Source organism: Idiomarina rhizosphaerae (assembly GCF_024159085.1).
GTDB classification, from domain to species: domain Bacteria; phylum Pseudomonadota; class Gammaproteobacteria; order Enterobacterales; family Alteromonadaceae; genus Idiomarina; species Idiomarina rhizosphaerae.
This window is the reverse complement of record NZ_JAMZDE010000008.1, coordinates 649603-672978: the sequence shown is the minus strand read 5'-3', so window position 1 is coordinate 672978 and position 23376 is coordinate 649603. Positions and strand designations below refer to the sequence as shown.

The window sequence follows — 23376 nt, the reverse complement described above, 5'->3', positions numbered from 1 at the left end:
AGTGTTATACCAGACAAAAAGTTACGACATAATCGCATGCTTTAAGATTTCATGTAAATCATTGGTTCAACCCGGAGACTCTATGGCGATAGAAATTACGACAGCAGAAAAACGATTGTTACAAAGAGTGAGTATTCCACCACGCCCCGAAACTTTGCTAACTGTGAGTCGTGAAGCCAAAAAAAGTGAACCTGATGTGACCGTTATCGCTGAATCTATTTCGGCTGATATGAGTATAGCCGCCGCTGTTTTACAGGTTGTTAATTCTGCCGCTTACCGCAGAGCGAGAGAGGTCGATTCAATTCAGCAGGCAGTCATGACGCTTGGCTTTCGCCGGGTTTTCCCGATTGTCCGGGCGGTTGCACTTAAATCGGCTTTGACGTCGGACTATGATCTCAGCGAATTCTGGCGTTATAACGAGTGGGTTGCCGGGGCCTGTGTGATGATCGCTGAAGCCATTGGACGACCTGAATTGAGAGATCATGCTTATATGCTGGGTCTTTTTCAAAGCTCGGGAATACCGGTGATGTTGGCTGAGTTCGATGATTATGCCGACTTACTCAATGCTGCAGAAAGTACGCCGTGGCAGCAAGTTCAGGCCAAAGAGCTGGAGCTCTTCCAGACCACACATACCACTATCGGTGCGCTACTGGCACAACAATGGAAGTTGCCGAAAATTGTTGTTGAAGTCATTTATTATTTGTTTGAAGACAGTTCAATTTTTAATCATTCCAGTGAACTCGACAATTTAACCCTAGATTTATTGGGAATACTAAAAATATCGCGGTACGCAATTGATTTGAGAACCCGCAGTTTGGCCGGGGAAGAAGAATGGCAGTATGTTCAGGATGGCGTACTTGAGCATTTTCAAATCGATGAGTTTAAGGTAGATGAGATGCTGCAGATTGTTCATGAGGAGCTTTTTGACGTAGAAGCCTAGCCATAATTGTTTAATTTATCTGCAAACGGTCGGTTAAGCCGTAAATATCGCTTGTCTGAATACTGGGTGTCGGTATAATTCTTCGCTCAAGCGTTAGGGGCGTAGTTCCAATTGGTAGAACAGCGGTCTCCAAAACCGACGGTTGGGGGTTCGAATCCCTCCGCCCCTGCCAGTTTCTAACTGGCTATCCTTCCCAAGCTTGAGTAAACTGCATTTATCTGTTTTCAACGGTAATCGTCATGCTCCCAGAATGGACCAGTCAACAACGCGCCGCATTACAAGTTATGGGTATTCCCGTGTGGGAAAAGAAAAGTGCGCCGGCACCGGTATTTTATTATCGTCTGGGTCCTCTCTATTTACGTGGACAGAATGAGTTGCCTGTTTCTCTGCCCGGTTGGCTTGATGACCTTTGCTTGTATCTCGGACAACGCCCGGTCGCTATAAAAGCCCCCTCTAAAACTCCAGACTTGTGTTTCGATTACACTGAGAGTCTTAACGGTTCCGTTCCGGTTGAAACAAAAAAGTCCCTCTGGCAGCAACTGGCACATGCAAAGCTTTAACATTGAGGATTTTCGACCCGGTGAGCTTGAATTTTCGGTCGAAAAAAAAGCACACAGGACCCCCTGGTCCTGGTCTGTATTTAGCGAAAGTTATGGTGAACAATATCGTTGTCGGCGGCTATTGCGTGATTCAAGGGTTATTGGTTTTACTATCAGTCAGTTAGTTGCCGATGAATTGACGTTGCACAACATTGCTGTGGATCCTGACTTTCAGGGACAAGGCTTTGGTTACAAACTCATGCAGGACTTATTAGACTATGCTGAAAAGAAACACTGCGTTGTGTTTCTGGAAGTTCGTGCCTCCAATGCTGCCGCTATCCGCTTATATGAAGGCAATGGATTTGATACCGTAGGGCGCAGAGTCAATTATTATCCAGCCGCCGACGGGCGCGAAGACGCTTTAGTTATGCGTTGGGAAAGCTAATAACCAAATGGAGTAATTATGCCATCAACACAACAGGTACGAGCTCTACAGGCCTTGTCTTTTATGGATCTAACCACGTTGAATAACGATGATACCCGAGAGGTTATTGAAGACTTATGTCAACGTGCCTCGATAAATAAAAAGAGTGTCGCTGCGGTTTGTGTGTTTCCTGAATGGGTTGCATTAGCGCGGCAGTTTCTCAACGAGCAGGGGCTGGATACCAAAGTCGCTACGGTTACTAACTTTCCTGATGGCAGTACCAATGTCGCTCGCGCTGCAGCTGAAACTGAGCGCGCTATAGCGGCTGGAGCACATGAGGTTGATGTGGTTCTGCCTTATCAGGCTTTATTGCAAGGTGATGAGAGCACCCCGGCTGAGTTAGTTAGGGAATGCAAAGACATCTGCGGGGATTCAGCTCAATTGAAAGTTATTATTGAATCAGGCGAACTTCAGCAACACGATAAAATCGTTCTGGCCAGTGAGTTAGCTATTGCTAATGGTGCTGATTTTATTAAAACTTCAACCGGTAAAGTGTCGGTAAATGCCACCTTGAAAGCGGCTGAAGCCATGCTGGGGGTTATTAAATCCAGTCAAACAGATTGTGGTTTTAAAGCCGCAGGCGGGATCCGGACACTGGATGATGCGGTTCAGTATATTGAGTTAGCCGAGCGGATTATGGGTGAAGACTGGGTTACCGCTGATAACTTCCGCATCGGAGCCAGTAGCCTGTTGCAGGATCTCCAAAGCATTTTGGTTAAGGTTTAAGTCTATGTTTTTGGCGCAAGAGGTTATTCGCAAAAAGCGTGACGCTGTGGGTTTATCCGACACCGATATTCAGCAGTTCGTTAACGGGATTTGCGATGACAGCGTCAGTGAGGGGCAAATAGCCGCGTTGGCTATGGCGATTTATTTTCGCGGTATGTCGGCGCAGGAAAAAACAGCTTTAACCGTTGCTATGCGAGATTCCGGCGATGTTCTTGACTGGCGGCAGGACAATTTAAATGGTCCGGTATTGGATAAGCACTCAACCGGTGGTGTCGGTGACGTCGTCAGTTTAATGCTGGGTCCTATTGTCGCTGCCTGTGGTGGCTATGTCCCGATGATTTCCGGGCGTGGTCTGGGGCATACCGGCGGTACGCTGGATAAATTTGACGCTATCCCCGGCTACCAGACCGCGCCGGATAATAGGCGCTTTCGCGACACGGTAAAGCAGGCTGGTGTTGCTATTATTGGGCAAACAGGGCGCCTGGCACCGGCTGACAGCCGCTTTTATGCAACGCGTGATGTGACTGCAACGGTGGAGTCTATTCCGTTAATTACGGCTTCTATTTTGGCTAAAAAGCTTGCTGAAGGCCTTGATGGTTTGGTTATGGATGTTAAAGCCGGTAACGGTGCATTCATGCCAGGCTACCGAGAATCTAAAGAGCTTGCGCAGAGTCTGGTGAGTGTCGGCCGGAAACTGGGAGTGGAAACCACGGCGCTTATCACTGACATGAATCAGGCATTAGGTTCCTCTGCCGGTAATGCGGTTGAGGTTCAGTTAGCCGTCGATTATTTAACGGGAAAGCGCAGAGATAAACGCCTGCATCAGGTAACAAAGGCGTTATCTGCCGAGTTGTTGGTTTCGGGGAAGTTGGCTAAAAATACGGACCAAGCTGAGGTTATGGTTGAAAACGTGCTGGAAAACGGTTTGGCGGCGGAACGTTTTGCAAAAATGGTCAGTTCTTTGGGCGGGCCTCACGACTTTCTGGAAAAAAGTGGCCAGTACCTGCCTCAAGCAAGCCTGATAAAACCGTTAAAGCTTCCCGCCGAGTATCACGGGTTATATTTATCGGAAGTGAATACAAGAGAATTGGGAATGGCGGTTGTCTGTTTAGGTGGAGGTAGGCGCAAAGCTGATGATAAATTGGATTTAAGCGTTGGTATGACCGATATCCTGACCATTGGCTCGAAAGTGGACTCAGAGAGTGTCATTGCAATAGTGCATGCCAGTAACGAGTCGGACTGGCAAGAGGCTGCCGATAGCATACTGAAAGCTTTGAGTTTTTCCTCTAATCCGCCGGAGCCCGACTCTGTTATCTATGAGCGCATAGCCGGAGAGACTGAATGAGCAGAGCCATTGTTCTGGTATTAGATTCGTTTGGTATTGGTTCAGCCCCCGACGCTGATAAGTTTGGTGACGAAGGCGCTGATACTTTTGGCCATATTGCTAAATATCGGTATCAGCAGGGGCAACCCCTACAGTTACCTAATCTGACCCGGCTGGGCTTAACTGAAGCTCATAAAGAAGCGACGGGCATCTATGCCAAAGGTTTTCATGAAGTGGAAACTCATGGCGCCTATGCTTGTGCTGCAGAACTCTCGTCCGGAAAAGACACGCCCTCTGGTCATTGGGAATTAATGGGTGTCCCGGTGCATTTCGAATGGGGTTACTTCCTCAATGAAGAGAACAGTTTTCCTGATGAATTGTTAGCTCAAATTCTTAAGACCTGCGAACTAGACGGTTATCTTGGTAATTGCCATGCTTCGGGCACCGAAATCCTAAAGCAATTAGGTGAGCAGCACATCCGTAACGGTTACCCTATTTTCTACACTTCTGCCGATTCCGTGTTTCAGATTGCCGCGCACGAAGAACATTTTGGTCTGGAGCGTTTATATCAGGTATGCGAGAAGGTTCGGGCGCTTATAGAGCCATATAATATTGGTCGCGTTATTGCGCGTCCTTTTGTTGGCGACAACGCTGACAACTTTGAGCGCACAGCTAACCGTAAAGACTACTCTGTTTTACCACCTAAGCCGACGGTGTTGGATAAGCTTCAGAATAAAGGTGGCAAGGTTATTGCTATCGGTAAAATCTCGGATATTTTTGCCGGGCAGGGCGTTTCCGAGTCGGTCAAAGCATCGGGGCTGAACGGGCTTTTAACGGCGACATTAAACGCCATGGAGAAAGCCCCAGAGAACACATTAATTTTTACCAATTTAGTGGATTTTGACACCTTATACGGACACCGGCGAGATATTGATGGCTATGCCCGGGAACTGGAAGCGTTCGACCAATGGTTGCCTGTTATTGAATCGGCAATGAAACCGGATGATGTTTTAGTCTTAACCGCTGATCATGGCTGTGACCCCACCTGGCAGGGAACCGATCATACCCGTGAATTTATTCCTTTATTACTGTCGGGTGAAAATGTACTGGCGGGGAGTCGGGGGAAACGACACAGTTTCGCCGATTTAGGGCAAACACTGTGTCGTCTATTTGACTTACCCGCGATGGAAGAAGGCAAGGCAATTAAGCTTAGCTAACACGATACCGCTTAACGTTATTCTCGAGTTGTGCAGCGGTGTTACTGAGCTCTTTCATATGCTCTCCGGCTTGTTGAGTACCATCGGCAGTTTGTTTCGCAATATCGACAATTGTGGTCATATTTTGATTAATGGTTTCCGAAACCGATGTCTGCTCTTCCGCAGCAGTCGCAATTTGTGCGTTCTGCGTGTTAATGGTGTTTACGGCTTCAAGAACTTTCGCCAGAGCATTTTCCACTTCTGCCGCCTCGGCGACACTGGTTTCACTGCCCTGTTTTATGGAGGCCATAACATTAGACACTTTTTTACTGCCTTGCTGCAGTTGCTCTATCATCGATTCAATTTCGTGAGTGCTGTCCTGAGTTCGTTTTGCCAGAGTGCGAACCTCGTCGGCAACAACGGCAAAACCTCGGCCTGCTTCACCTGCCCGAGCCGACTCTATTGCTGCGTTAAGCGCCAGTAAGTTGGTCTGTTCAGCAATGCCTCGAATAACATCAAGCACGGAGCCAATTTTCGCTGAATGCGCGTTTAGCTGTTCAACTTCTGATGCGCCGTTCTCAACTTTTTCTGCCAGACCGTGAATGACATTAACGGCTTTGGTCAGCAGGTGATTACTGGAATGCACCAATTCTTCCGCCTGTTCAGCAGCTGATGACGCTTCGCTGGCGCTACGGGCGACTTCATGAGAGGCCGTCGACATTTCGTTAATCGCAGTTGCCACTTGCTCACTTTCGGCCTGCTGTTCGGTTACTCCCTCGCGAGCATCGATCAGAACTTTGTCCAATTTTTGAGTGGAGCGACTGACGGAGCTCGCAGAATGACGGATATTGGTTACCATATCGGAAACCTGATCGGCAAAATCATTAAAGGCTTGCCCAAGATCGGCCATTTCATCGTTGCTGGTCGTATCAAGACGCTGGGTAAGATCACCATCGCCTTTTGCAATTCTTTCCATAGCGTTAAGGGCGTTACGCAGTGGTCGTGTAATTCCTTTGACCACAAACAACGCCAGAGCGGCAATAATAAGTAACGCAACAATTGAGGCTATGATGGTTTCAACAACCGCGTCGGCTAGTGCTTCATCAACATTATTTTCAATTCTGGCGGCTTCCTGCTCCATTCCCGCTGTCCAAAAACCAGTACCTATCACCCAGTTCCATTCGTTCAGCAGCTTGGCGTAACCAAGTTTAGGATTGACTTGCTGCTGAGTATTCTGCCAGTCGTATTTGACGAAGCCGCCACCGCCTTCTGCTGCTTCAATGAGCTTTCTGATAAGGTAAACCCCATTGGGATCCTGAAAGTCGAACAGGTTTTTACCTTCAAGGCTTTGATTAACGCCATGAGCGACACTGACACCCTGACGGTCATAAACAAAGAGGTAACCCACATCGCCAGAGTCATCAAAACGTAATTGCCGTAGTATTTGTTTTGCACGCTCTTGTCTTTCCTGTAATGAGCCCAGGGAAGTATCTTTTACAAGGTGCTGGATAGAAGTAAATGCTAACTCCAAATAGTTAGAAAGCTCTTCTCGACTGTCTTTTTCCATTTGCGTTGTGAATTCTTCAACGGCATTTTGACCAACAGTCGTCGACTGAGACAAGTTATACCAAGTTAAGAATACGGCAATAAGTACTGGAGGTATAAGTGCCAGAGAAAATACTTTAGCTTTTATCGTCAGTTGCATGGGCAGGTTACTCAGGTTGTTCATGTCAGTTGTATAGTTTAGTACAGGCTCGGAATGCTATCTTTTAGACGTTAGTACCGTATCTATCTCAGATTATAACAATCCATGGTTTGTGTATCGGCAGCAGATCAGCGAAAATAAGCAATATAGTTAAATTTAACCAATAAGAGTCTTGTTGATGTCTGAATCCAGCTTGCAGAATGAAGTCGCGAAACGTCGTACCTTTGCCATTATCTCCCACCCGGATGCCGGTAAAACCACGATTACTGAAAAGGTCTTGCTGCATGGTCAGCAGATCCAAAAAGCGGGAACGATAAAAGGCAAGAAGTCTGGTCAGCATGCAAAGTCAGACTGGATGCAAATGGAGCAGGAGCGGGGCATATCTGTAACCACCTCGGTCATGCAGTTCCCTTACAATAATGCCCTGGTGAATCTATTAGATACTCCCGGACACGAAGACTTCTCAGAAGATACTTATCGCACGCTGACCGCCGTCGACTCTTGTTTAATGGTTATTGACGGGGCTAAAGGTGTTGAGGACCGAACCATTAAATTGATGGAAGTCACTCGTTTACGTGATACTCCGATTATCACTTTTATGAACAAACTAGACCGTGACATTCGCGACCCGCTTGAGTTGCTGGATGAAGTGGAAGATGTTCTAAAAATTATGTGCGCACCTATTACCTGGCCAATTGGTTCTGGCAAAAACTTTAAAGGGGTTTATCACCTTCTTAAAGATGAAACGATTTTATATAAAACCGGGCAGGGACATCGAATTCAGGAAGAAACCATTATAAAAGGTCTTGATAACCCAGAGCTAGATGAGAAGTTAGGTGTCTGGGCAGACGAACTGCGCGAGCAAATTGAGTTGGTGAATGGGGCGTCAAACCCCTTTGATAAAGAACTGTTTCTTGCCGGCGAGTTGACTCCGGTATTTTTCGGTACGGCGTTAGGTAACTTCGGTGTGGACCATATGCTGGATGGCCTGGTCGACTGGGCGCCGAGACCTCAGCCTCGCGAAACCGATCAGCAGGATAGTGTCAGTGCAGACAACAAAGACTTCTCTGGCTTCATCTTTAAAATTCAGGCGAATATGGATCCGCGGCATCGGGACCGGGTGGCTTTTTTGCGCATTGTATCTGGCAAATATGAAAAAGGCATGAAAATGCGTCAGGTTCGTACAGGGAAAGATGTGCGTATCAGTGATGCATTAACCTTTTTAGCCGGTGACCGTTCGCACGTGGAAGAAGCTTATCCTGGCGATATCATTGGTCTTCATAATCACGGAACCATTCAGATTGGCGATACTTTTACCGCCGGTGAAGACTTCAAGTTTAGCGGTATTCCGAACTTTGCGCCTGAGCTTTTCCGTCGTATTCGTTTGAAAGATCCGCTTAAGCAGAAGCAATTATTAAAAGGCTTAGTGCAGTTATCTGAAGAGGGCGCCGTGCAGGTGTTCCGACCGCTTATTAGCAACGACCTGATTGTTGGCGCTGTTGGGGTTCTGCAGTTTGACGTGGTAGTCCATCGCCTGAGAACGGAATACAAAGTGGATGCTGTGTACGAAAATATTAACGTCGCGACAGCGCGCTGGGTGAGCAGTAAAGACGAGAAAAAACTGGATGAGTTTCGTCGTAAAGCAGAAGCGAATCTGGCATTAGATGGTGGCGACAACCTGACCTACATTGCCCCGACTATGGTGAACTTAAGCCTGGCAGAAGAGCGTTACCCCGATATTGAGTTTACTCACACACGCGAACACTAAAGCTTATGAATACGCTTTACGACACTCATTGCCATATTGATTTTCAGGCATTTGATGAGGACCGGGAGCAAGTTTTAGCAGCGGCTGCCGAAGCCGGAGTTGAGCGTTTTATGGTGCCGGGTGTTAGTGCTGAGCAATGGCCCCGGCTGCAGCAGTTAGTCAATCAGTTTTCAAGCTGGCGCTTTGCTTTAGGCTTGCACCCCTGGTTTATTCAACAACATAATCTGAACCACCTGCAAGAGCTTGAACAAGCCTTAGATACTCCGCATGAGCGGTTACGGGCAGTGGGCGAGGTGGGGCTGGATGCTACCTGCGATAATTCCGAGCTGCAGCGTGAGCTCTTTATTGAACAACTGAAATTAGCGAAGAGCTATCACCTGCCAGTCATTATACATCACCGTAAAACTCTGGAAACAACCCATCCCTTAGTCAAACAATATGGCCCTGAGCAAGGCGTTATACATGCTTTCAGTGGCAGCTACGAGCAAGCTATGAAGTTTGTTGATTGCGGTTATAAACTGGGTATTGGCGGAGTAATTACTTACACCCGGGCACAAAAAACGCGACAGGCCATAGCCAAAGTACCGCTATCGGCTCTGGTGCTAGAGACGGACTCACCGGATATGCCTCTTTGCGGACATCAGGGAGAGCGTAATGAGCCGGCAAGGGTTGCAAAGGTTCTGGATGTTTTAGCCGAGTTGAGAGAGGTCGATAAAGACTCGCTTAGCGAAGCTTTATGGATGAACAGTTGTAAGTTGTTTAATGATGCTCAACCTGCCAGTAACGATCACGTATCCGGTTAAAGCCTAACATAATAAACACACCGGCCAGCATCGCCAGAAGAAGTAGCAGTTTACCTTGCTGCATCAGGCCGTTATGGGCAGTCTGGCTTTGCTTCAACAATAGATTTTTATCGAAAATGACCTGTAAATAACCACTCACATTGTCTTCCAGGTTAATTTCTTCAACCAGTACCCATGGCTCAGAAGTCTCTTTGTTAGTGGGCCAGTCAATAATGGATGAATTAACGCCACTGTGTACGAGCAGCTCACCAAAGCGGTTTCGGATGGTTGCCGCCATGACTTCGGGGTGGCTGGCGATATTGTCGGTCAGAGCAGTTAAGCGCTCGGTATTTTGATGTTCAAGCCAATAATGGGCTTCGTGCTCGGCCTGATCCATCATAAGCTGGGTTACCGACTGAGTTTGCGAGAAAAGTTGCTGTTGCGACTGGACACTGGCAATATTCCAGACATTAATAATGATTAGCAGTAATCCACCTGCAGCGGCTAAGCGCAGAGCACGTTTCGTCATAATACGAATAATGGCTTTGGTTTTGTTGTTCAGCAAAGTACTTTTTATTCTTTGCCATTGCCTGGATTCTGTTAGTCGCATGAGTTCAGCTCAGGAGTTTCCCGTTAAATGAAACACAGTTCTGGTTTAATTGTTTTCGACATGGATTCTACCTTAATTCATATTGAGTGTATCGACGAAATTGCACGATTAAACAACCGTTATACTAAAGTCTCGACCATAACGGAAGCCGCTATGAGGGGCGAAATTGATTTCGCAGAGAGCTTAACCCAGCGTGTGGCTTGTCTGGAAGGCATTAAAGAGTCTGATCTGGAAAGTTTATTTTCACCTATTCCATTTAACCCCGGTGCTAAAGAACTTATTCAGGCGCTGCAAGCCGCGGGCTGGAAAACTGCACTGGTTTCCGGTGGGTTCACCTGGTTTGCAAACAGGGTTCAAGCGGCTCTGAATTTGGATGCAGTTGTCGCCAACCAGCTGGAAGTGGTCGAAGGTTGTTTGACCGGGAAAATACTAGGTGAAATTGTTGACGCTCAAGTTAAAGCGGAACAACTTCAGAAACTGGCCGGGCATTGGAATATTCCGCCTGACCGAACCGTAGCGGTAGGAGACGGTGCCAACGACGCCTTAATGCTTAAAGCCGCCGCTGTTGGTATTGCTTTTAATGCAAAACCGGCGTTGCAGGCTATTGCGGATTATTCTGTCAATTCCAATAACTTACTCGAGATACTAGGCTGCCTTAAACAGTCAGAACTTATTGAGCCAGTTGTTTAAGCGTTCCTGCTGTTCCTTAATGGCATCGGCTTCCGATAAGGCAAACTCCAGTAAGCTTTCGGTGACATCAACCGTGTCGGCAATAGCGTATACCTGCCACAAGTCCTCTTCTATTTCCTGCGCCCGGTATGCGGCATAGCGGCTAATGTAATTCAGTTCGGCCTGAATAAACTGAGTATCGGGGCGTCCTGTTCTGGAAAGAGTCACAGTGACAGCCCGAAAGAGAGAATTGGGTATGCTTTGCTCAATAAAAGATTCAATAGCCTGGTTGTCATTACTCTTCAGCCATTGGGTTTGAACAATGTCCTCACCATTTTGACGATATAACCTCAGTAATAGTAATAAAGTGACCGGTTCCGACGTACGGTCCATCTCATTTAACCTGGGGAGAAGTTCTTCTGTTAACGAGGAACCACGCAGCAGCGGTTGTAAATTAATCGCACTTTGCTGACTGCCGGGGAATTTAGCCAATAATTTAGCCCATCCGGATGGCCAGTTAGAGAGACCTGCACGTCGCACAGAGGTCTTACGTTTTTTATTTCTATACAGGAAAACTGGCAATGAGCCTGGAGCGTCGCAGTACAAATTGCGCAGACAAAGTTCCAGCCCATTTATTGAGGTGTTTTCCACTTGCAGCTTAAGCAGGTCACGCTGTTCACGAATTAAAAAGCGTATGAATTCCGAGCCCATGTGTTGTTCGTGGTCACCTTCAATTTTCAAACGTAACGTGGTGCGGGCGTCGTCAATAGAAGCTATGGTATAAGCTAAATGGTCTAACTTGGCTTTTTTATACAGCTTCTTAAAGCCGGTCAGAGAAATGTCGACATTATCACCTTTCTCTGCCGGTAACGGCGTATCAATTTGCACTTGCAGACCGCTGACGGAAAGATCAATGATCATGCCGTCACGAACCAGTTTGCCAACTTTAACCCGGCAGCGGCTACGGTAGCTGAAGCGTTTCTCACTGCGTAAGTTAATAAACTCAAGGCGTGCTTCTTTAGTACGAATAGGTGTGGACGGTGGATGCGCGAAAGCTTTTAATGATGACAACTGCTCTTTTTCGATACCGGTATTGAAAAAGCCCTGCAAACTTTCCGTTATATCGTTGACCACTCCCATATATCGCAAAGGTGCTATCGCTCTTTTAACTTGTGCTGTAGGTGGGTTGATGCGAAACGGAACATTAATGTTCTTCGGTACGCTCTGAGGTTGCCATGCCTGATTCAAATCTACTCGACGTAAATCGATTTGATAAACTCGCCAGGAGGCTTTTTTACTGCCAAAAGCAATGTAAGTATCCCATAACCCGGTCTTTTGAAGTTCTTCTGCGGTGGCTGAGTAGTTGTATATTTTCCCGCGTGCGGTAATGGAAAAAGTCATTACCAGTAAACGAGCATATTCCTTTTGAGCTAAGTCCTGCAGTAACCAGCGGCTGCGGCGTAGATTAAAAATAGAGCCGAAACTGATTTGGTTCAGTTCATTAATCCAGTTATTTAAAATAAAGCGGTTGTTGTCCGTAGTTAATACGTAATCGGCTACCAGTTGTTTGTTTGCCTCAGAAAAGAACACCGGCAACTGCTGCATCCTGGGTAACAGGAATTGCTCGTGTCCTTTATTGAGTATTGTGTTGTAAGTATTATCAATATTAACGCGGTAGCGTTTCTTATAACCATTAATAAATCGATGAAAAAATTTATCCAGTTCGGCTGACTGATAATCCGGATCTCGATTCAAACTTAAGTAATGTTTTCCGTCTACTTCCTGAACTCCGACAACGCGATAGGGAATTCGAGTTTCAGGGTTTATCGTGAACTCTTTCGCCAGTCCGGTAAAATAAAGCGACAGCGAATCGCCGTATTGCAGATTATGTTCATCGTTAACACGAACTCGCATCCCCGTAATGGAAATATCAGCCGTTACTGCCTGATAATTTTTTCCTTTACTGTCTTCAAGCCCGACTTCGATGGTAAAATTCATTCGTTCTTCGGCGCGGTAAGGGTACTGACCAAAGTGGAATGTCTCTAAAAGGTAAGATTCAGCCTCGTTGTCGCCGTTCAAAAACGGTGATTGGCCACTTAAGGGCTCGGCATTGTGGTCTGCTAAACTTTGCGCGAAGGCTTTTTCTTCTTCGCGAGCCTGACGCAAATGGTTATCTGCATCCAGTATTTGCTCAAAAGTATCCTGGGTGAAAACGCCCTTATAGGTTTCCAGACCCCGCTCAAAAATTTCAATAGCAACATCGTCAAGCTGATGCCGACGTCCATTGTATTCGTAAGGACGGCACTCGCCATCAACCTGATTACGCAAGTCAACAGTGCGATGACAGGGAGCGGCTAAACGTCTAAGCTCCATTTTAAGCTTGAATTTTGTGGGGCCATCTTCGTTTTCAGTTAACGACTGAAATAAGGTGTCAAAGTCGGTATCGTAAACGACGGGTTTTAACTGATCGATAAGTTGGTCAAAATAATGGTTCGGCATCGAAGTCTAATATTTTTTATAATTATTCTTGAATAATACCTCATCATAAAACGAGAAGCAGACGAATGGCAAAAGCAAAAAGTGCGTATGTGTGTAATGACTGTGGCGCCGACTTCCCGCGCTGGCTTGGACAATGCCCGGAATGTAAGGCCTGGAATACGCTAACTGAAATTCGTTTAACGTCAAAAACAATCTCTACCTCATCTGAACGGCGGGGCTTTAGCGGTATTACCGAAGGCAGGGTACAGACCCTGAATGAAGTGGACTTGCAGGAAGTACCGCGTTTTAGCTCTGGCTTTCAGGAGTTTGACCGAGTTTTAGGCGGCGGCGTTGTTCCTGGCTCAGCAATACTCATCGGCGGTTCACCAGGGGCTGGGAAAAGCACGTTGTTACTGCAGGCTTTATGTAAACTGGCAGAACGCATGCCTGCATTATACGTTACCGGCGAGGAATCTCTGCAGCAGGTGGCAATGCGGGCTCAGCGGCTTAATCTGCCGACGGATAAACTGCGTATGTTGTCTGAAACCTCAGTGGAAAGCATTTGTCAGCTGGCTGATAAAGAAAAACCCGCGATTATGGTCATTGATTCCATTCAGGTGATGCATATGGCCGATATTCAATCGGCACCGGGTAGCGTCTCTCAAGTGCGCGAATCAGCCGCCTTTTTAACGCGTTACGCCAAACAAAAAAATGTCGCTATTATTATGGTTGGGCACGTGACCAAAGAAGGCCATCTGGCGGGGCCAAAAGTGCTGGAACATTGTATTGACTGCTCCGTACTTCTGGATGGCTCATCAGATTCCCGTTATCGCACCCTACGTGGTACTAAGAATCGCTTCGGTGCGGTGAACGAACTCGGCGTATTTGCTATGACTGGTGGCGGGCTGAAGGAGGTTTCGAATCCATCGGCTATATTCCTGCAGCGCGCCGAAGATCAGGGCAATGGCTCTGTCGTTATGGTGATCTGGGAGGGTACACGACCGTTGCTGGTCGAGATTCAGGCACTAGTAGATTATTCGGCACTGGCTAATCCGCGGCGGGTTGCGGTAGGGCTTGAAGCAACGCGACTAGCACTGCTACTGGCGGTTCTGCATCGCCACGGTGGTTTACAAGTGTCGGATCAGGACGTTTTTGTGAACGTCGTTGGCGGGGTTAAGGTATCTGAAACGTCAGCAGACTTGGCTTTGTTGCTTGCTATTGTTTCCAGTTTTAAAGGTGAGCCGTTAGCACGTGAGTTAATCGTGTTTGGCGAAGTAGGGTTGGCCGGTGAAATACGCCCGGTACCTAATGGTCTGGAGCGTTTAAATGAGGCCGCTAAACATGGTTTTAAAAAAGCCATTGTACCTATTGGCAACACGCCTAAAACCTCACCCAAAGGCATGGAAGTTATTGGAGTGAAGAATCTTCAGCAAGCGCTGGATGTCATGTAATTCAGAAATAAAAAAGGGGAGCGATAAAGCTCCCCTTTGCTATTCAGCATATTAACCAATAGGTTTGTATTTAATGCGGTGCGGCTCCATAGCCTGTTCACCAAATTTTTCTTTCATATAAGCTTCGTAATCGCTGTAGTTACCCTCGTAGAACACCACTTCGCCTTCATCGCGGTAGTCCAGAATGTGAGTAGCAATACGGTCAAGGAACCAACGGTCGTGCGAAATAACCATCACAGAGCCCGGGAATTCCAGAATCGCTTCTTCCAGTGCACGCAGGGTTTCCACGTCTAAGTCGTTGGTAGGCTCATCGAGTAACAAGGTGTTGCCACCGGCTTTTAACAGCTTGGCCAAATGCACACGGTTACGCTCACCACCAGACAGCTCGCCAATACGTTTTTGCTGGTCGGTACCACGGAAGTTAAAGCGACCAACATAAGCCCGGCCGTTAACTTCAAAGTTACCAATTTTCAGAATGTCGTTGCCGTCAGTAATTTCTTCAAAGACGGTTTTGCTGTCATCCATATTGTCACGGAACTGATCAACGCTGGCTAATTGCACGGTTTCGCCCAATTCAACTGAACCACTGTCAGGTTGCTCCTGCCCGCTAATCATGCGGAATAAAGTGGATTTACCCGCACCGTTTGGACCGATAATACCAACGATAGCGCCTTTGGGAACGCTAAAGCTTAAGTTATCAATTAGCTGGCGTTTGCCGTAAGCCTTGCTTATGCCATTAACCTCAATAACTTTGTCGCCTAAGCGAGGACCCGGTGGAATAAACAGTTCGTTGGTTTCGTTACGTTTCTGGTAATCGCCACTTTGTAGCTCTTCAAAGCGGTTAAGACGCGCTTTGCTTTTCGCCTGACGACCTTTGGGGTTAGTACGTACCCACTCCAGTTCCTGCTTAATGGTGCGCTGGCGTGCTTTTTCAGAGCGCTCTTCCTGCTCCAGACGCTTCTCTTTCTGTTCCAGCCAGGAAGAGTAGTTGCCTTCCCACGGAATGCCGTAACCGCGGTCCAGTTCAAGGATCCAGCCCGCAACGTTATCAAGGAAATAACGGTCGTGGGTAATAGCAACCACAGTACCATTATAGTCATGCAGGAAGCGTTCAAGCCAGGCCACCGATTCCGCATCCAGGTGGTTGGTGGGCTCATCAAGAAGCAGCATGTCGGGTTTCGATAGCAACAAGCGGCAAATGGCCACACGGCGTCGTTCACCACCTGACAAGTTGCCGATTTTTGCATCCCACTCCGGCAGGCGCAGTGCGTCTGCAGCACGCTCAAGAATGTTTTCGATATTGTGACCGTCTTTTGCCTGCAACAAAGCTTCAAGCTCACCTTGCTCTTTTGCTAAGGCGTCGAAGTCTGCATTTTCGTCTGCATAAGCGGCATAAATTTCATCCAGCTTGGCAAAGGCTTCTTTAACATCGGCCACAGCCTCTTCAACGGTTTCTTTCACCGTTTTATTTTCATCTAACTGAGGTTCCTGAGGCAGGTAACCAATTTGGATGCCGGCTAAAGGACGAGCTTCGCCTTCGTACTCATTATCAACACCCGCCATAATGCGCAGTAAGGTCGACTTACCGGCACCGTTAACGCCTAAAACACCAATTTTGGCGCCAGGATAAAATGACAGAGAAATGTCTTTTAAGATAGTTTTCTTGGGCGGAACAACTTTGCTCACCCGCGACATTGAATAGATATATTGCGCCATAGCGACGTAAAATCCTTCTTATCAACAAAAAAGTTACTGCATAGTTTACTGTGATTTACGGACATCCCCAAACTTTGTTGTGCTGAACTAGGCACTCATTTGTGTTTTAAGGTAAAATAGCGGGCAAATTAAGACCACTTAATGATTTGGAGAGCTGTAATGCTGAAATCTGAGATGAACATTACCGACTTTGACGCGGACTTATGGCAGGCGATGCAGGATGAAGTTGAACGTCAGGAACAACACATTGAGCTGATTGCATCGGAAAATTACACCAGTCCGCGGGTAATGCAGGCTCAGGGGTCACAACTGACTAACAAGTACGCAGAAGGTTATCCGCACAAGCGTTACTACGGCGGCTGTGAGTTTGTCGATAAAGTCGAAGACTTAGCTATTGAGCGCGCAAAACAATTGTTCGGCGCCAAGTACGCAAACGTACAACCGCATTCCGGCTCTCAAGCTAATACCGCGGCCTTTATGGCCATGATGGAAGCGGGCGATACTTTCCTTGGTATGAGTCTGGCTCACGGCGGTCACTTAACACACGGCTCTGGTGTGAACTTTTCAGGCAAACTATACAATGCGGTTTCCTACGGTCTGGATGAATCCACCGGTGAAATTGACTACGCAGAAGTTGAAAAGCTGGCTCAGGAACACAAACCCAAAGTTATCGTTGCTGGTTTTTCCGCGTACTCAGGCATTGTTGACTGGGCAAAATTCCGTGAAATTGCCGATAAAGTTGATGCGTATTTAATGGTGGATATGGCGCACGTGGCGGGTCTGGTAGCTGCAGGTGTTTATCCAAACCCGGTGCCTTACGCGCATGTTGTTACTACGACTACGCACAAAACTTTGGCAGGCCCACGTGGCGGCCTGATTATTTCTGGCAGTGACGACGAAAAGTTACACAAGAAACTAAACAGTGCCGTATTCCCCGGCAACCAGGGTGGACCACTGTGTCACGTTATCGCTGGTAAAGCGGTGGCTTTTCAGGAGGCGTTGCAGCCAGAGTTTAAAGACTACCAGAAGCAGGTATTAGTGAACGCCAATGCCATGGTAAAAACCATGCAGGCGCGTGGCTATAAAATTGTGTCGAACGGCACTCAGAACCACTTGTTCCTGGTTGACCTTATCGACAAAGATATTACCGGTAAAGACGCCGATGCGGCATTAGGTAACGCATTTATTACGGTTAACAAGAATGCAGTTCCGAATGATCCTCGTTCTCCTTTTGTGACCTCTGGGCTGCGCTTAGGCACACCGGCAATTACCCGTCGAGGCTTTCAGGAAACAGAAGCCGAGCAAGTCGCCAACTGGATTTGTGATGTTCTGGATGACATTACGAATGAAAGCAAAATCAGTGAAGTTCGCGAGCAAGTCAAAGCGTTATGCGCTAAGTTTCCGGTTTACGGTTAATTGCTCTTCGTTGTAGAGCGCACTTAAAGGAGTCAGGCAATGCATTGTCCATTTTGCGGCACACAGGATACTAAGGTTATCGATTCGCGACTGGTTGCGGATGGGGCCTCGGTTCGTCGTCGGCGTGAATGTAATCATTGCAAGGAGCGCTTTACAACCTTTGAAACCGCTGAGCTGGTCATGCCCCGGGTTATCAAAACCGATGGTTCCCGCGAGCCATTTAACGAAGACAAACTCCGAAATGGTCTACTGAGAGCTCTGGAAAAGCGGCCTGTGAGTCTTGAGTTGATGGAGCAGGCTATTAACAAAATAAAATCCAGTATCCGGGCGACCGGCGAGCGTGAAATAAGCAGTAATTTCGTCGGCAGTCTGGTCATGGAAAACCTCAAGCAGATAGATAAAGTGGCGTATGTGCGTTTTGCTTCCGTTTATCGCTCGTTTGAGGACATTCGAGAATTTGGTGAAGAAATAGCGCGCCTTAATGACTGAATTAAACCCGCAGCACTTTGACCATCAAATGATGCACCGCGCTTTAATGCTGGCGCGGCGCGGACTGATGACGACTCGCCCGAACCCTGCGGTTGGCTGTGTCATTACTCTCGGGACTGAAGTTGTTGGCGAAGGCTGGCACCATCAGGCTGGCGAGCCTCACGCTGAAGTACATGCTTTGCGCGCGGCAGGGCAAAAAGCCAGTGGTGCAACGGCCTACGTCACGCTGGAGCCATGCAGTCATATTGGCCGTACACCTCCTTGTTGCGATGCGTTAATTGAGGCCGGAGTAAAACGTGTTGTAGTTGCAATGCAGGATCCAAACCCACGGGTTAGTGGCAATGGAATTCAGCGTTTAAAGGATGCGGGTATTTCTGTGGATGTCGGAGTGCTGCAATCGGCAGCAGAGAGTTTGAATCCGGGGTTTATTTCCCGCATGACGCGACAACGTCCATGGGTAACCCTAAAAATGGCAACCTCACTGGACGCAAAAACGGCGTTGTCAGATGGTCGCAGTCAATGGATAACGTCTTCTGATGCCCGCAGTGATGTGCAGTTTTTCCGGGCACAGGCCGATGCCATACTGAGTGGTGCCGCGACGATTCTGACTGATAACCCTAAATTGACGGTGCGTGTTGATGAGTGGCCAAAATCAAGACCGTTGCCTGAGCCATTAAAACAGCCGGTACGTATTATTATTGACAGTCAGCACCGGGTGAATGATGAGACCCGAGTCTTTGACTCTCCGGCGCCGGTTTGGTTAGTGCGAACAATTCCCGGTAAACCCAGTCGCCATCCACATTGTCATGAGTTAATTATTGCCGCAGACCGTAACGGTAAAGTGAGTCTGCCGGCACTTATGGTTGAATTGGCTAACCGCGAAATTAACCAGCTTTGGACTGAGTGTGGGGCGAGTTTAGCGGGCGCTCTTATTCAGCAGCAATTATGCGACAGATTGATGATTTACAGTTCGGGTCAGTTATTGGGCCATCACGGACGTTCGGTTATCGACATGAACGAGCCGTTGAATTTAGCTTCAGCACCAAGGTTTAAAATTATTGATCGCCGGCAGATAGGCCCTGATCAACGCTTGGTAGCAGTACCTCATACACAAGATTAAAAGGTAAAGCGTTATGTCACTGCATAGCACAGAAGAGATTATCGAAGATATTCGTCAGGGTAAAATGGTTATCCTTATGGATGACGAAGACCGCGAAAACGAAGGCGATATCATTATTGCAGCCGAGTGCGTGACGCCGGAAACTATCAATTTTATGGCGCGTTATGGTCGCGGACTGATTTGTCTGACGCTAACGGAAGAACGCTGCGAGCAACTTAATTTGCCGTTAATGGTGGATAAGAACAATGCACCATACGCAACAAGCTTTACTGTTTCGATTGAGGCAGCGGAAGGTGTAACCACAGGTATTTCCGCGGCGGACAGAGCGAAAACGGTGTTGGACGCAGTGAAAAAAGACGCCAAGCCGGAAGATTTGGTTATGCCTGGACATATTTTCCCGTTAAAAGCGAAGTCGGGCGGGGTGTTGAACCGTGCCGGGCATACGGAGGCGGGGTGTGATCTCGCGCGGTTAGCCGGGTTTGAACCAGCGGCGGTTATCGTTGAAGTGCTGAATGAAGACGGCACTATGGCTCGTCGAGCCGATCTTGAAGCTTTTTCTGAAGAGCATGGTATTAAAGTCGGCACCATTGCCGATTTAATCGAATATCGCTCGATACAGGAAAAAACCATAGAACGGGTGGCTGAATGTAATTTGCCTACGGCATTCGGTAAGTTCCGCTTAATCACTTATCAGGATACCATTGATGAGCAGGTACATTATGCTCTTGTTCATGGTGACCTTTCGCAGGATAAAGTGACCAATGTACGTGTTCATCTGCAGGACACCTTCCACGATACCTTTTTAACCGAGCGTGCAGCAAAACGCAGCTGGCCAATCCAGAAGGCCATGTCCTATATTGCTGAACACGATGGTGTGTTGGTCATTATTGGTCGTCAGCAGACGCCGGAAAGCATCATTGCTCAGGTGTGTGAGTTTGAAGCGCAGGATAAAGGAGAGCAAAAACCAACAACATCGGCGTCAAATGCGTCCCGCAATGTTGGTTTAGGCTCACAGATTTTGGCAGACCTGAACATTCATAAAATGCATTTAATGAGCTCGCCAAAACGTTACTCTGCGTTGTCAGGCTTTGGTCTTGAGGTGATCGATTTTATTGAAGATAAAGACTAGCCGCTATAACGTTGTTGAAACTCATTGAGTAGTTGCTGGTGAGTCGGTGTGGCAACACCCGCCGTCTTACCAGCGTTAATTAAATAACCGGTTAACTGCTGTATCTCGGTAGGCCGTTGTTGTTTAACGTCCTGCAGCATGGAAGAGTGGTTTAAGGCCGTTTCCTTTGCAACTAACAGCACCTCTCTATAGCACTCCTCAGTTGTCAGCGACACGTTTTGACTTTTGGCTACAGCAACGGCTTCTGCGACAAGGCTGTATACTTGTGCCTGCCAGTTTCTATTCAGCAGTTCACCATTTGCGCATTGATGAACTGCGGTCAGTGGATTAATAATGCAATTAATAACGAACTTTAACCAGCGTCTCTGACTTAGATCTTGTTCCAGTATAAGCGGAGGGAATGCCTGTTGCAGGACCGAGCCAGGAGCAAACTCTGTTCGCTGATTCCGGCCTTGGGGGCCGATTTCAAGCCAGCTTCGGCCTGCGCCGCGGTGTTCTATACAAAGGTCGCCATTCTCGTTACTGCTTCGTACCGCACCGTGGGTTGTCACTAATGGGTGTAAATTAAGTTCTTTTAACGGCTCCGGAAGTTCCACCATGCCGTTATGGCTTATCACTATTGGCATGTTGTAGTTAAAGCCGTCCAATGTCGTTATGCGTTGCAAGGCTTGAATCACATCAAAGGCTTTAACCGCAATAACGAACACCGTATTCTCGGCCAGAGGTTGTGTAATAACAGGAGCACTGTAGTCAGCTATAAACTGCTTATGAGTGACTTGCCAGTTTATTTCTCGTGTTCGGTTCTTACGCGGTAAAACCGATACAGACTGCCCATGTTCCAGCAGAGCGCCGGCAATAATCCCACCTATGGCTCCGGGGCCAAGCACGACCCAATTTAGGTTAGCCTTCGTCACGTTTTCGCTCCAGCTCGGCTATGGGTTTACGAATAAACCAGAGGAAGATAAGACTAGGGATAACCATTAAAGCAGTTAAGACAAAGAATAAAGCCCAGTTGCCATCCATATAATCGACAATTTGTCCGCTGGAGGACGACAGTACGGTTTTTCCTAAAGCTCCCAACGATGCCATTAGTGCATACTGGGTTGCGGTAAAGGTTCGATTACAAAGCAAACTGATAAAGGCAACAAAAGCCACGGTGGACCAGGCACTGGTAAAGCCATCAATTAAAACCGCGCTTAGAAAGAGGTCTGTATCCGGGCCTACCAGAGCAATCCACGAGAACATCAGGTTAGAAGAGGCCATAGCTATGCCGCCTATGAGCAGGCCTTTAATTATGCCCAGTCGTAAGTTAACGGCACTGCCCAACAGTGCAAAAACAATGGTTACCCACCAGGTAACCAATTTTGAATAGGTGCCGATTTCGGCATTAGTAAAGCCAACTTCTTTATAGAAAACAATCGACATTCGCCCCAGAAAAGCTTCGCCAATTTTAAACAAAAAGATAAAGGCCAGAATTGAAAACGCCAGCTTAACGCCATTGCGGGAAAAGAACTCACCAATAGGCTGAATAACAATAATGTTGACTCTCTCTTTCATTGCAGGCCAGAAGTGAGTCAACTTTGTTTTTATGGTTGGATCCTGATGATAAGTGGTGCGGCGCACAAAGAGTACAACTATCGCCAGAACCAACATCACGCAGCCTAAACCAAAATACGCGTGTTGCCATTGCCAGGTTATACCATCGACAAAGAAGAACGGTAGTGCGCCCAGACCGCTGTATCCGGTCCACCATCCGGCGGTTGTCATTGCAGCTCCGGCACTTTGCAGTCGACCTTCGTTTTCTGCAAAAGACTCAATTCGGTAGGCGTCAATGGCTATATCCTGAGTCGCTGAGCTGACAGCAATGCCGAGCGCAATTAGCCCGACGAGATGAAGGTGGCTGATAATATCCAGACTCGCTAATGCGAAACAACCTCCGGCAATGAGCATTTGGCAGAGAAAGATCCAGCTCCTTCTTTGCCCTAACCAGCGAGTGAGTATCGGAATTTTTAGGTTGTCGATAACAGGAGCCCATAAAAAATTTATAGAGTAGGCACCAAAAACTGCACCGAAATAGCCAATGACTGAGCGGGTTAGTCCAACCTCCTGCAGCCAGGCTGACAGCGCAGAGCCAATCATCACCCAAGGGAAACCGCTGGCGATACCCAGGACAAAAATAACCAGAACGCGAGGTTGTCTATAGACTTTCAAATCTTGCCAGAAAGTCGGTTTTGTTAAAGCCATTAGTTTTGCGGTACAACCTCTATACGTTTCAGAATAGGCGGGTCGACAGGGACATCAGCCCAGCCAATTTCATCACTATAGGCTTGTGATTCAAGCTTAGTCATTGCTTCCAGGACATCTAAGCCTTCAACGATACGGCCAAATACAGCGTAGCCCCAGTCACCATTGTCTGGATTGAGTGAAGTATTGTCATTTAAGTTAAAGAAAAACTGGCGGGTACCTGAGTGAGGTTCACGTTCGCGAGCCATAGCAATTGTGCCATATTCGTTTTTTAAACCGTTACCGGACTCATTCGCAATTGTTTCAAATGAGGGTTTGTCCTGAAAATCTTCGTCATAGCCGCCGCCCTGGATAACAAAGCCGGGAACTAAACGATGAAATATCGTATCGTTGTATTGTGCTTTTTTCACATATCGGAAAAAGTTTTTAACGGTTAACGGAGCTGCATCGCGATTGAACTCTACTGTGATATCACCCATAGAGGTTATCATTTTCACCCGAGGGAATGGGTTATCCGGCTGAATTTCAGCATGACTAACGCCGATAAACAGAGCTGCGGCAAGGCTAATAAAGTATTTCAGGAAAGTCAT

At 47.4% G+C, this 23376-nt stretch carries 21 protein-coding genes and 1 tRNA gene; 15 read left to right on the top strand and 7 right to left on the bottom strand.

Translation table 11 applies throughout. The features are described 5' to 3' along the window. Positions 1-82: 82 nt before the first annotated feature. The 7 genes from NJR55_RS13645 to NJR55_RS13615 all read left to right on the top strand — a co-directional run bounded on the left by NJR55_RS13645 (position 83) and on the right by NJR55_RS13615 (position 5230). Positions 83-940, top strand: a complete 858-nt coding sequence (locus NJR55_RS13645) for an HDOD domain-containing protein (RefSeq protein WP_253620435.1) — start codon at positions 83-85, stop codon at positions 938-940. A 95-nt stretch (positions 941-1035) separates the two neighbouring features. Then, positions 1036-1112, top strand: a tRNA-Trp gene (locus tag NJR55_RS13640). Between the two features lie 67 nt (positions 1113-1179). Continuing rightward, a complete protein-coding gene (locus tag NJR55_RS13635; RefSeq protein WP_253620434.1) occupies positions 1180-1500 on the top strand; it encodes a hypothetical protein in 321 nt (106 codons plus the stop codon). Beyond that, positions 1487-1924 carry a ribosomal protein S18-alanine N-acetyltransferase gene (gene rimI / locus NJR55_RS13630; protein WP_253620433.1) on the top strand — a complete coding sequence of 146 codons (438 nt, stop codon included), beginning with the start codon at positions 1487-1489 and terminating at the stop codon, positions 1922-1924. The genes NJR55_RS13635 and rimI overlap by 14 nt, the downstream gene beginning before the upstream one ends. A gap of 18 nt (positions 1925-1942) precedes the next feature. Beyond that, complete coding sequence (deoC, locus tag NJR55_RS13625) at positions 1943-2689, top strand: deoxyribose-phosphate aldolase (protein WP_253620432.1); 747 nt, start codon at positions 1943-1945, stop codon at positions 2687-2689. A 4-nt stretch (positions 2690-2693) separates the two neighbouring features. Further along, the gene (gene deoA / locus NJR55_RS13620) at positions 2694-4034 is read left to right on the top strand and encodes a thymidine phosphorylase (RefSeq protein WP_253620431.1); all 1341 of its coding nucleotides are present in this window, start codon (positions 2694-2696) and stop codon (positions 4032-4034) included. Next, positions 4031-5230 carry a phosphopentomutase gene (locus NJR55_RS13615; RefSeq protein WP_253620430.1) on the top strand — a complete coding sequence of 400 codons (1200 nt, stop codon included), beginning with the start codon at positions 4031-4033 and terminating at the stop codon, positions 5228-5230. The genes deoA and NJR55_RS13615 overlap by 4 nt, the downstream gene beginning before the upstream one ends. Here NJR55_RS13615 and NJR55_RS13610 read toward each other — a convergent pair. Next, the gene (locus NJR55_RS13610) at positions 5223-6914 is read right to left on the bottom strand and encodes a methyl-accepting chemotaxis protein (protein ID WP_420844471.1); all 1692 of its coding nucleotides are present in this window, start codon (positions 6912-6914) and stop codon (positions 5223-5225) included. The genes NJR55_RS13615 and NJR55_RS13610 overlap by 8 nt on opposite strands. A 178-nt stretch (positions 6915-7092) precedes the next feature. Here NJR55_RS13610 and prfC point away from each other — a divergent pair, with 178 nt between their 5' ends. Further along, the gene (gene prfC / locus NJR55_RS13605) at positions 7093-8682 is read left to right on the top strand and encodes a peptide chain release factor 3 (RefSeq protein ID WP_253620428.1); all 1590 of its coding nucleotides are present in this window, start codon (positions 7093-7095) and stop codon (positions 8680-8682) included. Positions 8683-8687: 5 nt separating this feature from the next. Then, entirely contained in the window at positions 8688-9485 is a 798-nt protein-coding gene (locus tag NJR55_RS13600) for a TatD family hydrolase (protein ID WP_253620427.1), read from the top strand. Here NJR55_RS13600 and NJR55_RS13595 read toward each other — a convergent pair. After that, a complete protein-coding gene (locus NJR55_RS13595) occupies positions 9442-10074 on the bottom strand; it encodes a YtjB family periplasmic protein (RefSeq protein WP_253620426.1) in 633 nt (210 codons plus the stop codon). The two genes, NJR55_RS13600 and NJR55_RS13595, sit on opposite strands and share 44 nt — an antisense overlap. A gap of 27 nt (positions 10075-10101) precedes the next feature. Between NJR55_RS13595 and serB the strand changes: the two genes are divergently transcribed. After that, a complete protein-coding gene (serB, locus tag NJR55_RS13590; protein ID WP_253620425.1) occupies positions 10102-10764 on the top strand; it encodes a phosphoserine phosphatase SerB in 663 nt (220 codons plus the stop codon). On the opposite strand, the gene NJR55_RS13585 is transcribed toward serB, so the two are convergent. After that, a complete protein-coding gene (locus tag NJR55_RS13585; RefSeq protein ID WP_253620424.1) occupies positions 10738-13242 on the bottom strand; it encodes a PilZ domain-containing protein in 2505 nt (834 codons plus the stop codon). The two genes, serB and NJR55_RS13585, sit on opposite strands and share 27 nt — an antisense overlap. A 65-nt stretch (positions 13243-13307) precedes the next feature. Here NJR55_RS13585 and radA point away from each other — a divergent pair, with 65 nt between their 5' ends. Next, a complete protein-coding gene (gene radA, locus NJR55_RS13580; RefSeq protein ID WP_253620423.1) occupies positions 13308-14672 on the top strand; it encodes a DNA repair protein RadA in 1365 nt (454 codons plus the stop codon). A 51-nt stretch (positions 14673-14723) separates the two neighbouring features. Here the strand turns inward: radA and ettA are convergent, their stop codons facing one another. Continuing rightward, positions 14724-16388 (bottom strand): energy-dependent translational throttle protein EttA, encoded by a 1665-nt coding sequence (ettA, locus tag NJR55_RS13575; RefSeq protein WP_253620422.1) that lies wholly within the window; start codon positions 16386-16388, stop codon positions 14724-14726. Positions 16389-16547: 159 nt separating this feature from the next. Between ettA and glyA the strand changes: the two genes are divergently transcribed. The 4 genes from glyA to ribBA are packed head-to-tail and all read left to right on the top strand — an operon-like array spanning position 16548 to position 20542. Continuing rightward, the gene (gene glyA / locus NJR55_RS13570) at positions 16548-17804 is read left to right on the top strand and encodes a serine hydroxymethyltransferase (RefSeq protein WP_253620421.1); all 1257 of its coding nucleotides are present in this window, start codon (positions 16548-16550) and stop codon (positions 17802-17804) included. A gap of 39 nt (positions 17805-17843) precedes the next feature. Next, positions 17844-18293, top strand: a complete 450-nt coding sequence (gene nrdR / locus NJR55_RS13565; protein WP_011235103.1) for a transcriptional regulator NrdR — start codon at positions 17844-17846, stop codon at positions 18291-18293. Further along, positions 18286-19413 (top strand): bifunctional diaminohydroxyphosphoribosylaminopyrimidine deaminase/5-amino-6-(5-phosphoribosylamino)uracil reductase RibD, encoded by a 1128-nt coding sequence (ribD, locus tag NJR55_RS13560; protein WP_253620420.1) that lies wholly within the window; start codon positions 18286-18288, stop codon positions 19411-19413. The genes nrdR and ribD overlap by 8 nt, the downstream gene beginning before the upstream one ends. Before the next feature lie 13 nt (positions 19414-19426). Continuing rightward, a complete protein-coding gene (ribBA, locus tag NJR55_RS13555) occupies positions 19427-20542 on the top strand; it encodes a bifunctional 3,4-dihydroxy-2-butanone-4-phosphate synthase/GTP cyclohydrolase II (RefSeq protein WP_253620419.1) in 1116 nt (371 codons plus the stop codon). On the opposite strand, the gene NJR55_RS13550 is transcribed toward ribBA, so the two are convergent. From NJR55_RS13550 to NJR55_RS13540, 3 genes are read right to left on the bottom strand one after another with little or no spacing between them, the layout of a single operon-like run. After that, positions 20539-21456 carry a ketopantoate reductase family protein gene (locus tag NJR55_RS13550; protein WP_253620418.1) on the bottom strand — a complete coding sequence of 306 codons (918 nt, stop codon included), beginning with the start codon at positions 21454-21456 and terminating at the stop codon, positions 20539-20541. The two genes, ribBA and NJR55_RS13550, sit on opposite strands and share 4 nt — an antisense overlap. Then, positions 21443-22786 (bottom strand): AmpG family muropeptide MFS transporter, encoded by a 1344-nt coding sequence (locus NJR55_RS13545; RefSeq protein WP_253620417.1) that lies wholly within the window; start codon positions 22784-22786, stop codon positions 21443-21445. Before NJR55_RS13545 ends, NJR55_RS13550 begins: the two co-directional genes overlap by 14 nt. Continuing rightward, a complete protein-coding gene (locus tag NJR55_RS13540) occupies positions 22786-23376 on the bottom strand; it encodes a peptidylprolyl isomerase (RefSeq protein WP_253620416.1) in 591 nt (196 codons plus the stop codon). Before NJR55_RS13540 ends, NJR55_RS13545 begins: the two co-directional genes overlap by 1 nt.